Raw genomic sequence first — 15,514 nt, 5'->3', positions numbered from 1 at the left:
AGGCGCTTAAAACCCTATGGTTAATATGGATATTTTTTGAGCTGTATCCCTGTTTCCCCCGAGTCTCGTTGCTAGCATGGTGAGCAGATAACAATAAAAAATTAATACAAAATCCCTACAAAATATCCTACAAGGAGCACCTATGACCGTTATGGAACATACAAAGGCTGCACAAATTGATCTAACTAAGCACGGACTGACTGGCGTTACTGAAGTTCTTCGTAATCCTAGCTACGAGCAGTTATTCGTTGAAGAAACACTGCCAGGTTTGGAAGGCTACGAAAAAGGCGTAGTAACGGAACTAGGCTCTGTTGCGGTAGACACTGGTATCTTTACTGGCCGCTCACCAAAAGATAAGTACATTGTTAAAGATGACACGACCCGCGATACCATGTGGTGGTCAGATCAAGGCAAAAATGACAACAAACCGATTACAACTGAAGTATGGAATGAGCTGAAAGAGCTTGTGACAACTCAGCTATCTGGCAAGCGCCTGTTTGTCATCGACGGTTATTGTGGTGCTAACCCTGATACGCGCCTAAGCGTACGTATTATCACTGAAGTAGCGTGGCAAGCGCACTTCGTTAAAAACATGTTCATTCGTCCAACTGACGAAGAGCTAGCAACGTTCGAACCTGATTTTGTGGTAATGAACGGTGCTAAAACAACCAACCCTAACTGGGAAAAGCAGGGTCTAAACTCTGAAAACTTCGTTGCTTTCAACCTAACAGAGCGCGTTCAAATCATCGGTGGTACTTGGTACGGCGGTGAGATGAAGAAAGGCATGTTCGCAATGATGAACTACCTACTTCCTCTGCAAGGTATCGCTTCAATGCACTGTAGTGCAAACGTAGGCGAGAAGGGCGATGTAGCCATCTTCTTCGGCCTATCTGGTACAGGTAAAACAACTCTATCAACCGATCCTAAGCGTGAACTAATCGGTGATGATGAGCACGGTTGGGATGACGATGGTATCTTCAACTTCGAAGGTGGTTGTTACGCTAAGACTATTCGTCTATCTAAAGAAGCAGAACCAGAAATCTACAATGCAATCCGTCGCGATGCACTACTAGAAAACGTAACGGTTCGTGGCGATGGCTCTATCGACTTTGATGACGGTTCAAAAACTGAGAACACTCGTGTTTCTTACCCGATTCACCACATCGATAACATCGTTAAACCAGTATCAAAAGCCGGTCACGCTCAAAAGGTTATCTTCCTGACTGCTGATGCATTCGGTGTACTGCCACCCGTTTCTAAACTGACTCCAGAACAAACGAAGTACCACTTCCTATCTGGCTTCACTGCAAAACTAGCGGGCACTGAGCGTGGTATTACTGAGCCAACGCCAACGTTCTCTGCGGCATTTGGTGCGGCATTCTTAACTCTTCACCCAACTCAGTACGCTGAAGTGCTTGTGAAGCGTATGGAAGCGGCTGGCGCTGAAGCTTACCTAGTGAACACAGGTTGGAACGGTACTGGTAAACGTATCTCTATCCAAGATACTCGCGGCATCATCGACGCTATCCTAGATGGCTCAATCGACAACGCTGATACTAAAGTTATCCCTATGTTTAACCTAGAAGTGCCACTAGCGCTACACGATGTTGACCCAGCGATCCTTGACCCACGCGATACGTACACTGACCCTCTACAATGGGAAAGCAAAGCGAAAGATCTAGCAGAGCGCTTCATCAACAACTTTGATAAGTACACTGACAACGCTGAAGGTAAATCACTGGTTGCGGCTGGCCCTCAACTGGACTAACCCAACCATCTGCTCGGGCTTAGCCAAAAGCGAACGCCCAATTTAAAGTGATATTTTTGTAGCAAGCCCCTCTTTTGAGGGGCTTTTTTGTTGCTGCTTGCCCCTTTTTGTTCCACTCTGTTTTGAGACTATTGAAATTTAAGGCTTTCAGGGAATGAAAAAGGTATTCATGGTGTTCGGCATTGTGTTGGCTATCGCCGTTGCAACTATCGCAGCGCTGCTATTAAGCCTGCAGACCCAATACCGTGCGGATGTTGCTAACTTTTTTATCAAACATACGATTGAACAACCTGTACTCATTGAAGATGTTGAGTATCAGGCGCCTTATCACATCACCTTAATGGGCATTACCCAAAGCCAACCTGAAAAACAGGCACCTCTGTATATCGACAAGATCGATCTTTGGTTCAGCCCCAGCTCGATAACAGAGGCCAAACTGGTCTTTGAATCTGTTTTGATCAGTGGCCTGCAATTAGAAGCAGACGATCTAAGAACACTGACATCTTTATTTACCCAGCCAAACATCAAGCTCCACCAGCTGGCCATCAACAATCTCGACTTTTCGACTCCAGACTTTAATGCACGAGGCATCAACCTTCAGATCGCCGGCCCCGTGTGGGATAACCAAAACTCACTGCTACCTTATGGCAAAACCCAACTTTCAGCCTCGCAGTTATATTGGCAAGGTGAAGCATTCGATAACCTGTTGATTGACCTGGACCTCAAGCCGAGTGACAGCACCCTTTATGGTACTTCGTTTGACTGGCGTGGCGCTAAGATTTCCGGACAAGCAGAGCAATATCAGCAAGATTGGTCGTTAGTGAATGTGACCATCGATGGCTTACGACTCAATCAGCAGCAAACCCAAAGCCTACTAAGCAAAGAGTGGGATGTGGCAGGTATTCAGATTAACCACATCAACAGCCTAGATATTCTGCGTAGCGATGTAGAGTGGAAAGGTGGCCATCTCGCAGCCTTTGATGCCTCGTTAGAAAATATCCAACTACCCTTTGAACTGTGGAAGCAACAGAAAGCCATTTTCTCTCTGCAAGCTGAAGGAGTGACCATTGATGATGACATGTTCATCGGGCCAAGCCTCAAGCTCAACCTAGAAGCAAACCAGATTCTGATTGAGGATTTCTATACTCAATTCCTGCAGGGCACTGTGCAACTCAATGGCGAAATAACACCTAGCAGCATTGAATTAGCGCAACTCGACCTGCAAGGCATAAAATGGATTACTGAAAGCCAAGATAAAAACCTCCCTGCTACTCGCCTAATCCCTTGGCTCACACAACTCCAGAGCATCGAGGTTAGCCGACTTAACATAGAACGCAGTCAACTCATCCAACTCGCACAACAACCTTACTGGCAGGTCTCAGGATTACATGTCGAGGGTCATCAAGTTCAACTGCTGCAAGATAGAAAGCTAGGTTTGTGGCAAGGGAAGCTGATGGCGAGCGCCAATGATGCCAGCTACCAAAATATTCTCAGCGCACAGCCTGTGGTTGAAATGAATAGCGAACAAGGGAAATGGACGCTGACACGTCTGTTTGCACCTCTCAGAAATGGCTACATTGAAGCCAATGCGACACTCGACTTTAACCAAATTAGCAAGCCATGGAGCTTAGATATATCTGCCGATGGGTTACCCATTGCGCCGATGCTGCAGCAACTTGAATTACCGCTCGATGCAACCGGGTATGGCGAGTTTGAACTTCAAGCCGCAGGTTTATATGGCGACTCTCTGATGCTCGGTTACTCAACCACAGGGCAACTCACTGGCAGCGTTCGCCAAGGTGTGATGACCTTTAATGACAAGCTTTCTGAAACATCGACTGATAACGTGTTTGAAATTCCAGAGCTTAATGCGCATTTTGACCGTGGGCGCTTCACTCTCGAACCGATGCACATTATTGGTGCATCAGCAGCAGAGCAAGGCGAACAAAGGGTTCAAACGCTCAATGGCGAGGCTTCTGGAGAACTCGACTTGCTTAAAGCCGAGCAACACACCCTCTCGATTACCCTATCGGACCCATGCCATCAAATCTCAGGAAAGCTCACCCAAGCTGAGTATTCGGAGATTAACGACTGCCAACAAAAAAGCGCCACTCCACAGGAGTAGCGCCTTGTATCTTTAATCTGTATCTGTTAACCAGTGTCAGCTATACGTTTACGTTGGAGTCTGTTGATAATCGCTTTTTGTAGTCAGGGATCAGCATATAGGTTCCCGTAAACTCTACCGCTTCCACATCGCCGCTATGAATGGTCACGTGAATGATGATACGTGCCTTTCTTCCTGACGCAAGGCGGTCCAAGTCACCACTGATCCCATCCAATGAAGTAGAGGCAACAGGGTTTTGCTCAACCGGGTGACGATAACGAATATTACTGTCTGCCAGCACGATATCACCGGTCAGCCCGCGTTCTTTCATCAATAACCAAGTCATCCCCCAACCAGTTAAGGTCGCTAAGGTAAAGGCAGAGCCTGCAAACATGGTATTATGCGGGTTCAAGTTAGGATTCAGCTGAGCACTACACTCAAATTGGTAACCCGTGTATTGGTTGATCTTGATGCCCATCTTGTCACTGATCGGGATCTGATGTTCCCAGCGCTGCTGAAGCTCATTACACCACTCAGGCTTACGCAGAACGTCTGCCATTGGGTCAAGATGCTTAACCATCTGTTGGTGACGCACAGGGCCACGTTGATCGTTAATCTCACCGCGACGTTCAAATTCATTCTTCTCATAAAATGAGATCGCATCTTCACGTGCATTACACACCAAGCGCTTAGCACCCTCTTGGCGAGCCAATGACTCAAGTGCGACTAGAATCAACGAGCCCATGCCTTTACTTTGGCGAGATTTCTTCACCGCCATATAGCGGATCTGACCTTCCAGATCTGGGGTGATATACAGACGACCAATCGCCATCGGGCGACCACGACCATCAACAATCATGCGATGGTGGCTCATTGGGTCATATTCATCGCGCTCAGAACCTACCGGCATTCGCCAAGGTTCACGGAGCATTTGCCAACGAAAATGGTAATACTTGTTTAGCTGATTTTCGGTGGTTGGTGTTATGAGTTTAAACATGCTTATTCCTTTAAGCCTAAACCTGCAGCCAGAATGTCACTGGGCCATCATTAACCAAAGACACTTTCATGTCGGCAGCGAATCGGCCACGTTCCGTTGGCAACACTGATTCACACTGGTCAGAGAAATAGTTGTAAAGACGCTCAGCATCTTCTGGGTGAGCACCACGAGAGAACCCTGCTCGAGTCCCTTTCTTGGTATCGGCCGGCAGAGTGAATTGAGACACCACTAATACCTTACCTTCTACCTGCTTCACGTTGAGGTTCATTTTATCGTCTTCATCTCCAAAGACACGATAAGTGGTCACTCGTTCCATCAAACGTTTGGCTTTGGCTTCGTCATCACCTTTTTCTACGCCTAACAGAACCAATAAGCCTTGCTCAATCTCACCAACTACTTCGCCATCAACACGGACGGCAGCTTCACTTACTCTCTGGATCAGTGCTATCACTGTTGTTTCCTTGCTCTGTGATTTTGTCTTTATCCGACGAGTGTACCATTTCTTTCGAGTCACTCCACTTTTCCTGCTCACCCAATGCAGCGGTCACCTCAGCACCCACCAGCACAATCAACCAGCACAAATAAACCCACACAAAAAGAATTGGAATCGCCGCTAATGCACCATAAATCAACTGGTAAGAAGGGAATTGAGTAATGTAAGCCGCGAAGCCTTTCTTACTGAGTTCGAACAACAGAGCCGCCACTAGAGAACCAGCAGCCGCATGAGAAAAGTGTATCTTTTTGTTGGGAACCAACAGATACAGACCGAAAAACGCAAAGAAAGAGAGAATCAAAGGAAGTTTACGAATCACGGTATTAAAGGCGCCAGACACCACCTCGTTTTGCAGCAAGCTCAATGATGTCACATAAGAAGTGGCTGCAATGCTCGCCCCAACTAAAATAGGTCCAAGCGTGAGCACCATCCAGTACATAGAAAAAGACAGCACCGCACGTCGCTTCTCGTCGACACGCCAGATGTAGTTTAAGTTCTTATCAATATTCGAGATCAGCATCAGCGCTGCAATGAATAAGAACACACTGCCCACCGCCGTCATTTTTCCGGTATTGGCAACGAACTCTAACAAGGCACCGTGTACGGCATCCCCAGACGCGGGAACAAAGTTGGTAATAACGAAGTTTTGAATGACGATACCAACATCAGCAAAGATGGAGAATGACGACAAGATAGAGAGCAGAACCGTCAGCATCGGTACGATCGAGAGCAAAGTAATGTACGCCAAGTATCCCGCATTCACATTGACTCTATCGTGCGTCATTCGCGCCAAAAGATAGCGAGAAAACTGAATACTGAGTGTGGCGACCTTTTTTATCTTCAACTTGTAACTCCCTTGTAACTCGTTCATAGTCCTAATTAATATTCCGACATATCAATCACAGTAAGAAAATGTTCAAAAATAGCGCAGGAAAAAGGCTTGAGAACGAGGCAGGATTTTTCGATAAGTAGTTATTCTACAATCAAAAATTCTAACGAAGTTATCGAGTGTTTTAACAAGCTAGGTTGAGCAGTTATTTACTACGATTGATATTATTTAACTATAGGAAACTAGGATGCCTTATTTAATAGTTATAGTCCTCTCTATTTTTACTCTTACTGGATGCCAGTCAGCTTATTACTCCGCAATGGAGCAAGTGGGTTACCACAAGCGTGACATTATGATCGATAGAGTGGAAGACGCTAAAGAGTCGCAGCAGGATGCTCAGGAAGAGTTTACTAGCGCACTTGAAGCCTTAAGTAGCCTGACTAATTTCAGTGGCGGCGACCTTGAAGACATGTACAACCAAATCAACGATAAATACCAAGACAGCGAGAAAGCCGCGCAAAATGTCAGTGATCGCATTGCTGCGATTGAAGATGTGTCGGATGCGCTGTTTGAAGAGTGGCAGAGTGAATTAGATCTCTACACCAGTGACTCACTGCGCCGCTCAAGCGAGCAAAAGCTGCGCGAGACTCAATCCTCTTACAAGACCATGCTGTCAGCAATGAAGCGCGCCGAGAAGAAAATGGATCCCGTGCTCAATACCCTTCGCGACAATACGCTTTACTTGAAGCACAACCTCAATGCGAGCGCTGTCGGTTCACTGCAGGGCGAGTTTATGAGCTTAGAAAAAGACATCGCCTACGCAATAGAACAGATGAATGCTGCGATCGCCGAATCGGATAAGTTCCTAGCTCAGTTGAACCAAAAATAACGCCCGTAGACACAAATAAAGATAAGCCCGTATGAACCCAATCATTATTACTGGCGGCCCTGGCGCCGGAAAAACCACACTGATCAATGCCTTGGGTGATGCGGGTTACCCCACCTTCGCAGAGTCCTCTCGCCAGTTAATCGAACAGCAGAGCCAACTTGAGAACGGTATCTTGCCTTGGTTAGACCTTCCGGGCTTTGCTCGCCTATGTTTAACCGTCATGAGCGAACAAAAAGACCAAGCCCGTCAGCATCCAGTTGCCTTTCTCGATCGCGCCATTCCAGATATCTGTGGCTACTTGGCTCAGGCGAAACTAGAGATAAACACAACCTACCGAGAAGCGAGCCTAGGCTACCACTCACAAGTCTTGTTCTGTCGCCCTGAAGCTTCAATTTATGTACAAGATGATGTGAGACCTTATCCGTTTGAGGAAGCGCTAGAGATTCACCACGCGTTAGTAACAGTCTATCAAGAACTTGGTTGTGAGGTGGTTGAAGTGCCGTTTATGTCGGTAGCTGAGCGAGTTCAATTCGTTGAAAGTCATCTAGGAATCAAAAGCTAGATTCCAGATATCTCGTCCCTCGATTCTGGAATGACGATTCGATGAGTAGATATGGAACACGCTCTTCGCATCTCGCATCTCGGTTACCCGTATCTAAACAAACTGCCGTCATTCCCTACAGCGAGGTACGTGCATGAATGGGAACCCCTTGGATGCCGTAAGAGAAAGATTCCAGATATTTCGTTCCTCAATTCTGGAATGACGATTCGATGACAGGAAATGGATAAAAGAGAACGGGTACCAAAGATAGTCACCCTCTTAGTGGCTGACTATCTCCAGCCTAAATACGCTCTTCGTATCCCGCATCTCGTTTACTCGAATCTAAACAAACTAAAAACAAAAGCCCCGAGCAGCTAGGCTACTCGGGGCTTTCTTATCTACTTAGCTAGAAGCTAGTCAGCTGGCAATTAAGCCTTAGCTGGACGTGCTGCACGCTTACGTTCGTTTTCAGTAAGAAGCTTCTTACGGATACGAATGCTTACTGGCGTTACTTCTACTAGTTCGTCTTCGTCGATGAACTCAAGAGCTTGCTCTAGAGTGTGACGGATAGGTGGCGAAAGAACCTGTGCTTCATCAGTACCAGATGCACGAACGTTCGTTAGCTGCTTACCTTTCAGACAGTTTACTGTTAGGTCGTTTGAACGGTTGTGAATACCGATGATTTGACCTTCGTATACTTCGTCTGCGTGCTCAGCAAATAGACGACCACGTTCTTGTAGGTTGAATAGTGCGTAAGTCAGAGCTTTACCAGTTGCGTTCGAGATTAGAACACCGTTGTTACGTTGACCGATTACGCCGCCTTTGTGAGGACCGTAGTGATCAAATGAGTGGTAAAGAAGACCAGAACCAGACGTTAGAGTTAGGAACTCAGTTTGGAAACCGATAAGACCACGAGAAGGCATCATGAAGTCCATGCGAACACGGCCTTTGCCATCTGGAGACATATCAGTTAGCTCACCTTTACGTAGACCGATGTTTTCCATGATGCCACCTTGGTGCTCTTCAAGCACGTCGATAGTCACAGTTTCAAACGGTTCAGTTAGGTTGCCATCTTCGTCTTTCTTGATGATAACTTCTGGACGAGATACAGCTAGCTCGAAGCCTTCACGACGCATGTTTTCGATCAGGATAGATAGGTGAAGCTCACCACGACCTGAAACACGGAAACGATCTGGGTTATCAGTTTCTTCAACACGTAGTGCAACGTTGTGTACTAGTTCTTTCTCTAGACGCTCAAGGATGTTACGAGAAGTAACGAACTTACCTTCTTTACCCGCGAACGGAGAAGTGTTTACTTGGAACGTCATTGTTACTGTTGGTTCATCAACAGAAAGCGGAGTCATTGCTTCAACATTGTTTACGTCACAGATAGTGTCTGAAATTTTCAGCTCACCAAGACCAGTGATTGCAATGATGTCGCCAGCGTTAGCTTGCTCAACTTCGTGACGGTCAAGACCTAGGTAACCAAGAACTGTACCTACTTTACCGTTACGTTTTTTGCCTTCTGCATTTACGATAGTTACTTGTTGGTTTGGTTTAACAGAACCACGAGTAACACGAGCAACACCGATAACACCTACGTAAGAGCTGTAATCAAGTTGCGAAATTTGCATTTGTAGTGGACCGTCAAGGTCAACTGCAGGCGCGTCTACTGTATCAACAACAGCTTGGAACAATGGTTCCATGTTCTCGCCAGTTTCGCCTTCAGTCATTGTTGCCCAACCGTTTAGAGCTGAAGCGTAAACAACTGTGAAGTCTAGTTGCTCATCAGTAGCACCTAGGTTGTCGAAAAGGTCGAATACTTGATCCATAACCCAATCAGGACGAGCGCCTGGGCGGTCAATCTTGTTGATTACAACGATTGGCTTAAGACCGTGTGCGAATGCTTTTTGCGTTACGAAACGAGTTTGAGGCATTGGGCCATCAACTGCGTCAACGATAAGCAGAACAGAGTCAACCATAGACATGATACGCTCAACTTCACCACCGAAGTCCGCGTGTCCCGGAGTATCTACGATGTTGATGCGGTAATCATTCCAGTTGATTGCTGTGTTCTTAGCAAGAATGGTAATGCCACGCTCTTTTTCGATGTCATTCGAATCCATGACACGCTCTTCAGCTTCACCACGAGACTCAAGAGTGCCTGACTGTTGTAGCAGTTTATCAACCAAAGTCGTTTTACCGTGGTCAACGTGCGCGATGATCGCGATATTTCTTAACTTATCAATCTGTGGAGTAGACATGGATTCTCGATTCACTCATAAAAGTAGCCGTCACTTATCTCAAAAGTTTGGATAATAACCGCTAGCTTGATTTAAAAAACGGTCAATAATATACCAGATTCTAGACAAAAACCCAGAAATATGTGATCTGAACCAAGGCTTTTTTCTTTATTAGCGATTCATATCCGCTTAACTTTGATTCAGTACAGTGTTGAGCAGCCAAATTCGTAGGACTCTAAAAAAGTATCACCTGCGAGTGGCGAGCCAAATCTCCCGCAAAATAACAAAAGTGGATTGACAACTTAGGCAATTCATTGCTGAATGGTGCTCGCTTATGTCTCATATTGGTGCATAGACAAACCACTGCACCAACAAGGTGCAACTAGAGATCATTTTGGTGCAAAAACCAGATTAAGCAAAACCACAAAACAAGTAAATCATTGAAATTAATGGAATAATTTTTTTGGCACGTTTTTGGCAATAGATAAATCAGCATCGATTAATGCACTTATAGACATTAATCAATGCTAGTTTCAACCGAATCGAGCTAATACCGAATTAATAACACTGGAGGTTATCCAAGATGTCAGTAGAAAATGTACTATCCCTGATCCAAGAGAACGAAGTTAAATTTATCGACTTACGTTTTACTGATACAAAAGGTAAAGAGCAGCATATCTCTATTCCTTCTCACCAAGTTGATGCAGACTTCTTCGAAGAAGGCAAAATGTTTGACGGCTCTTCAGTAGCTGGTTGGAAAGGCATTAACGAATCTGACATGGTAATGATGCCAGACGCAGCATCTGCTGTACTGGACCCATTCACAGAAGACGCAACGCTAAATATCCGTTGTGACATCCTTGAGCCTGCAACAATGCAAGGCTACGACCGTGACCCACGCTCTATCGCTAAACGTTCTGAAGAGTACCTACGTTCTACAGGTATCGCAGACACAGTTCTAGTTGGTCCAGAGCCAGAATTCTTCCTATTTGATGACGTTAAGTTCTCAAACGACATGTCTGGTTCTTTCTTCAAGATCGATGACGTAGAAGCAGCTTGGAACACAGGTTCTGACATCGAAGGCGGTAACAAAGGTCACCGTCCTGGCGTTAAAGGCGGTTACTTCCCAGTAGCTCCAGTAGATTCATCTCAAGACATCCGTTCAGCAATGTGTCTAGTAATGGAAGAGATGGGCCTAGTTGTTGAAGCTCACCACCACGAAGTAGCAACTGCGGGTCAAAACGAAATCGCAACTCGCTTCAACACGCTAACAGCGAAAGCTGATGAAACTCAAATCTACAAGTACGTTGTACACAACGTTGCTCACGCATTTGGTAAAACAGCGACATTCATGCCTAAGCCACTAGTTGGTGACAACGGTTCTGGTATGCACGTTCACCAATCTCTAGCAAAAGACGGCGTTAACCTGTTTGCTGGTGATAAGTACGGCGGCCTATCTGAAATGGCTCTTTACTACATCGGTGGTGTAATCAAGCACGCTCGTGCAATCAACGCGTTTGCTAACCCATCAACTAACTCGTACAAGCGTCTTGTACCTGGTTTCGAAGCACCTGTAATGCTTGCTTACTCAGCACGTAACCGTTCTGCTTCTATCCGTATCCCAGTAGTACCAAGCCCTAAAGCACGTCGTATCGAGCTACGTTTTGGTGACCCAGCAGCTAACCCATACCTATGCTACTCAGCAATGCTTATGGCTGGCCTTGACGGCATCAAGAACAAGATTCACCCAGGCGAAGCTATGGATAAAGATCTATACGACCTTCCTGCAGAAGAAGCAGCTGAAATCCCAACAGTTGCAGAATCTCTACAAGAAGCTCTAGCAGCGCTTAGCGAAGACCGTGAGTTCCTAACAGCTGGCGGCGTATTCTCTGACGATTTCATCGATTCTTACATCACTCTGAAATCTGACGACGTACAACGCGTGAACATGGCTACACACCCACTTGAGTTTGAACTGTACTACTCAGTTTAATCTCCTGTAGAGATAAGCCATTTCTTACTGAAACTTGTAAGAATCGCTGACTAAATATTAGGCTCGCCTCGCAGGCGGGCCTTTTTTATATTCTCCCTCCCCCTGCTTCCTCGTACCATACCTTAGACAAAAGCCCTCAGAGGCTGTCGCGCTAAATTCAAAAAAACCGATAACAAAACCAACGCCAAACGTGAAATTACCTAGCGGTGAAAAGAGGCTAAAGATATGAAAAACATACTGTTCCTGATCGGGTTAACAGTCACGCTCTCGTGCTCTGCTCAAACGGTGTATACCTGGGTAGATGAAGATGGCGTGCTCCACTTTAGTGATAACCCTAGTGCTCAAGATGCCGAGGCTCTTCGCCTGCCAGATGTGCAAGCTTCAGCACCCGCCCCTAAATTTGAGGCCTCGACTCCGGTTGACGCCGCTACTTCCTCTACAACTAAAACGCCAGCTAAAACCCAGGCAGAAACCGAAACCACAGAGCGCGAGGTTCCCACTCAATTAGCCCTCACCATGCTGACTCCAGTTCATGATCAAACCATTCGCAACAACCGCGGCTTAATCCCGATTCAGATAGAGCTCAACCGAAAACTTGGTATCGGGGAGCAATTACAATTGATACTCGATGGCCGTCGATATGGCGCCCCACAGACCCAACCTATTTGGGAATTAAAAGGTATCGATCGAGGTACTCACACCATTGCAATTCAAGCACATAGAAGCGGCAAGCTTATTGCATCTACTAGTCCAGTCACCGTGTATTTACATCGAGCGACGCTCAAGTAGGCCAATGTGTTAAAAGAGGCCAAATAACCTCTACTTTTCACCTAATCGAAGCAGCTTTCAGCGACTCTAATGAATTATCTTTAGCTTCTGGTTGATATGCGCCATACTTGAACTTAGCTGCGCACCAATTTGGTGCAGTGAGAAAAACACCAGTTCAAGGACGAAATAGTGAATCGATCAGCCAAAAGCGACAGCATAGATACACATCATCTTTCCAGCGCCATTCTCGACAATATGGTGACTTCGACATTGATGCTCGATGAGCAACTCTATGTGCGATACGCCAATCCGGCGGCTGAACAACTCTTTTCACAAAGCGCGCGACGCATTGTTGATCATCCACTGAGCCAACTTATCCAACACGCTTCACTTGATTTGGCGCTTCTGACCCAACCGCTACAAAGTGGCCAGAGCATTACCGACAGTGACGTTACCTTCGTTGTTGATAACCGCCCACTGATGCTTGAAGTCACGGTTAGCCCAATATCTTGGCAGCGAGAGACGCTGTTATTGGTTGAGATGCGCAAGATAGACCAGCAAAGACGCCTTAGCCAAGAGCTCAACCAACATGCACAACAACAAGCGGCTAAGTTGCTGGTACGCGGGTTAGCACATGAGATCAAAAATCCACTAGGTGGCTTAAGAGGTGCGGCGCAGTTACTTGGGAAAATGCTTCCTGATCAGTCTCTTAATGAATATACGCAGATCATTATTGAGCAAGCCGACCGCTTAAGAGCATTAGTCGACCGTCTGCTTGGCCCACAGAAGCCGGGGACTAAATCAGAAGAGAACCTTCACCAGATACTTGAGAAAGTCAGGCAGCTCGTAGAGCTCGAATCGGGTTCAACGCTCGCCATCGAAAGGGATTACGACCCGAGCCTACCGGACATCTTGATGGATTCGGCACAGGTTGAACAAGCGATGCTCAATATCGTGAGCAATGCAGCGCAGATTCTAAAGACTCAAGATTCTGGCAAAATCACCATTCGCACCAGAACGGTGCATCAAGCAAATATTCACGGGCAGCGACACAAACTCGCAGCTCGTATTGAGATCAGCGATAACGGTCCGGGCATCCCCGATGATTTAAAAGATACCTTGTTTTACCCAATGGTCAGCGGACGAGAAGGTGGAACAGGGCTGGGGCTATCGATTTCTCAAAACCTGATCGATCAACACAATGGGAAAATTGATGTTGAAAGCTGGCCGGGCAACACCACATTCACGATTTACCTACCGATTTAGGTCACAAGAACCTCGTGATTGGACAGCGAGATGAAAGGCTTAACTCGGTAACACAAAGATTAAGACATCATAAAAACAACAATGATTATCACAATAGATTTGGCTGCAAAGGAATTGAATTATGAGTAAGGGATACGTTTGGGTCGTCGATGACGACAGCTCTATCCGCTGGGTAGTAGAGAAAACACTTTCATCTGCGGATATTAAGTGTGAAACATTTGCTGATGCTGAGAGCGTGTTACTTGCGCTTGAGCGTGAGACACCGGACGTATTGGTGTCTGATATTCGCATGCCCGGCATTGACGGGATTGAGCTGTTACACCAAGTTCACCAGCGCTCTCCCGACCTGCCCGTGATCATTATGACCGCGCACTCAGACCTTGATGCGGCGGTGAATGCTTATCAAAAGGGCGCCTTTGAATATCTACCAAAGCCGTTCGATATTGATGAGACACTGACTCTAGTAGAGCGAGCAATCGCACACAGCCAAGAACAGAAACGCGAGCAAGCCAGTGAAGTCGCTGAAGACACCAACGCGCCAGAAATCATCGGTGAAGCACCGGCAATGCAGGAGGTTTTCCGAGCGATTGGCCGCTTGTCTCGCTCATCCATATCCGTGCTGATCAATGGTGAATCGGGTACCGGTAAAGAATTGGTCGCTCACGCTCTGCATCGTCACAGCCCAAGAGCCAAGAAGCCTTTCATTGCCTTGAACATGGCTGCTATCCCCAAAGATCTGATCGAATCTGAACTGTTTGGCCACGAAAAAGGTGCCTTTACCGGTGCTAACAGCGTTCGCCAAGGACGCTTCGAACAAGCCAACGGCGGCACCCTGTTTCTTGATGAGATCGGCGACATGCCACTCGATATTCAGACTCGCTTGCTACGTGTGCTTTCTGATGGCCAATTTTATCGTGTGGGTGGACACTCTGCGGTTAAGGTTGACGTTCGTATCGTTGCCGCAACCCACCAAGATCTTGAGCGTTTGGTGCATGAAGGCGACTTCCGTGAAGACCTTTTCCACCGACTCAACGTTATCCGAATCCATATACCGGCACTTCGTGAACGTAAACAAGACATTGAAAAGCTGACTCATCACTTCCTAGCATCCGCCGCCGAAGAGCTCGGTGTTGAAGTGAAGACGCTACATCCTGAGACCATTTTGAAGCTCAACCAGCTCAATTGGCCGGGTAACGTGCGTCAGCTTGAGAACATTTGTCGCTGGCTTACCGTGATGGCGAGCGGCAGCGAAATTCTTCCTTCGGACCTGCCACCAGAGCTGTTGGAAGAAAAGGTGGTGACAACCTCAGGAACTGGAGATAACTGGCAACAGCTGCTCGCTAATTGGGCAAAGTGTGCGCTTGATTCAGGAGAAAAAGAGCTGCTGACTTATGCTCTGCCAGAGTTTGAACGTATACTGCTAGAGGCTGCACTCCACCATACTAATGGTCATAAACAGGATGCAGCTAAGGTTTTGGGATGGGGAAGAAACACCCTAACTCGTAAACTCAAAGAACTGTACTAGACCTTATATGACTCTCGATGCAGCTACTTTTTAACCAAAAAAGTGTCGCTTGGTTTGAATAGTGTCGGTACAATTACAGTACACTATTCACCAAAGTT

General features: G+C 46.5%; 12 protein-coding genes. 8 read left to right on the top strand and 4 right to left on the bottom strand.

Translation table 11 applies throughout. The features are described from left to right. The first annotated feature begins 142 nt into the window (after positions 1-142). Together pckA and MSG35_RS19315 are read left to right on the top strand one after the other, a co-directional pair. Positions 143-1,768 (top strand): phosphoenolpyruvate carboxykinase (ATP), encoded by a 1,626-nt coding sequence (gene pckA, locus MSG35_RS19320; RefSeq protein ID WP_086971648.1) that lies wholly within the window; start codon positions 143-145, stop codon positions 1,766-1,768. 154 nt (positions 1,769-1,922) lie between these two features. Continuing rightward, positions 1,923-3,893 (top strand): AsmA family protein, encoded by a 1,971-nt coding sequence (locus tag MSG35_RS19315; RefSeq protein ID WP_248384787.1) that lies wholly within the window; start codon positions 1,923-1,925, stop codon positions 3,891-3,893. A gap of 40 nt (positions 3,894-3,933) precedes the next feature. On the opposite strand, the gene MSG35_RS19310 is transcribed toward MSG35_RS19315, so the two are convergent. Genes MSG35_RS19310 through MSG35_RS19300 form a run of 3 tightly spaced genes read right to left on the bottom strand, consistent with a single transcriptional unit; the run spans position 3,934 to position 6,233 of the window. Then, complete coding sequence (locus MSG35_RS19310) at positions 3,934-4,869, bottom strand: bifunctional GNAT family N-acetyltransferase/hotdog fold thioesterase (RefSeq protein ID WP_017065806.1); 936 nt, start codon at positions 4,867-4,869, stop codon at positions 3,934-3,936. A 16-nt stretch (positions 4,870-4,885) separates the two neighbouring features. Further along, positions 4,886-5,320, bottom strand: coding sequence for a D-aminoacyl-tRNA deacylase (gene dtd / locus MSG35_RS19305; protein WP_004735590.1), 435 nt, complete (start codon positions 5,318-5,320; stop codon positions 4,886-4,888). Further along, on the bottom strand, positions 5,292-6,233 hold the full coding sequence (locus MSG35_RS19300) for a virulence factor BrkB family protein (RefSeq protein ID WP_081090265.1): 942 nt from the start codon (positions 6,231-6,233) through the stop codon (positions 5,292-5,294). Before MSG35_RS19300 ends, dtd begins: the two co-directional genes overlap by 29 nt. Before the next feature lie 205 nt (positions 6,234-6,438). On the opposite strand from MSG35_RS19300, the gene MSG35_RS19295 reads away from it, so the two are divergent. Together MSG35_RS19295 and MSG35_RS19290 are read left to right on the top strand one after the other, a co-directional pair. Next, complete coding sequence (locus MSG35_RS19295; RefSeq protein WP_248384786.1) at positions 6,439-7,080, top strand: DUF2959 domain-containing protein; 642 nt, start codon at positions 6,439-6,441, stop codon at positions 7,078-7,080. A gap of 31 nt (positions 7,081-7,111) precedes the next feature. Beyond that, positions 7,112-7,642, top strand: a complete 531-nt coding sequence (locus tag MSG35_RS19290) for an AAA family ATPase (protein WP_248384785.1) — start codon at positions 7,112-7,114, stop codon at positions 7,640-7,642. A gap of 407 nt (positions 7,643-8,049) precedes the next feature. Here the strand turns inward: MSG35_RS19290 and typA are convergent, their stop codons facing one another. Continuing rightward, positions 8,050-9,885 (bottom strand): translational GTPase TypA, encoded by a 1,836-nt coding sequence (gene typA / locus MSG35_RS19285; protein WP_017059220.1) that lies wholly within the window; start codon positions 9,883-9,885, stop codon positions 8,050-8,052. Between the two features lie 562 nt (positions 9,886-10,447). Here typA and glnA point away from each other — a divergent pair. The 4 genes from glnA (at position 10,448) to glnG (ending at position 15,416) form a co-directional block, all read left to right on the top strand. After that, on the top strand, positions 10,448-11,857 hold the full coding sequence (glnA, locus tag MSG35_RS19280; RefSeq protein ID WP_019826498.1) for a glutamate--ammonia ligase: 1,410 nt from the start codon (positions 10,448-10,450) through the stop codon (positions 11,855-11,857). A 225-nt stretch (positions 11,858-12,082) separates the two neighbouring features. Beyond that, on the top strand, positions 12,083-12,646 hold the full coding sequence (locus MSG35_RS19275) for a DUF4124 domain-containing protein (RefSeq protein WP_248384784.1): 564 nt from the start codon (positions 12,083-12,085) through the stop codon (positions 12,644-12,646). Between the two features lie 168 nt (positions 12,647-12,814). Next, the gene (gene glnL / locus MSG35_RS19270) at positions 12,815-13,891 is read left to right on the top strand and encodes a nitrogen regulation protein NR(II) (protein WP_019826501.1); all 1,077 of its coding nucleotides are present in this window, start codon (positions 12,815-12,817) and stop codon (positions 13,889-13,891) included. Positions 13,892-14,012: 121 nt separating this feature from the next. Next, positions 14,013-15,416, top strand: coding sequence for a nitrogen regulation protein NR(I) (glnG, locus tag MSG35_RS19265; protein WP_017059224.1), 1,404 nt, complete (start codon positions 14,013-14,015; stop codon positions 15,414-15,416). The last annotated feature ends 98 nt before the right edge of the window (positions 15,417-15,514 follow it).

The organism is Vibrio sp. 1CM23M, assembly GCF_023161755.1.
Classification (GTDB): domain Bacteria; phylum Pseudomonadota; class Gammaproteobacteria; order Enterobacterales; family Vibrionaceae; genus Vibrio; species Vibrio coralliirubri.
Note: the sequence above shows the minus strand (reverse complement) of the source record. Positions and strands in the feature narration are given on the sequence as shown.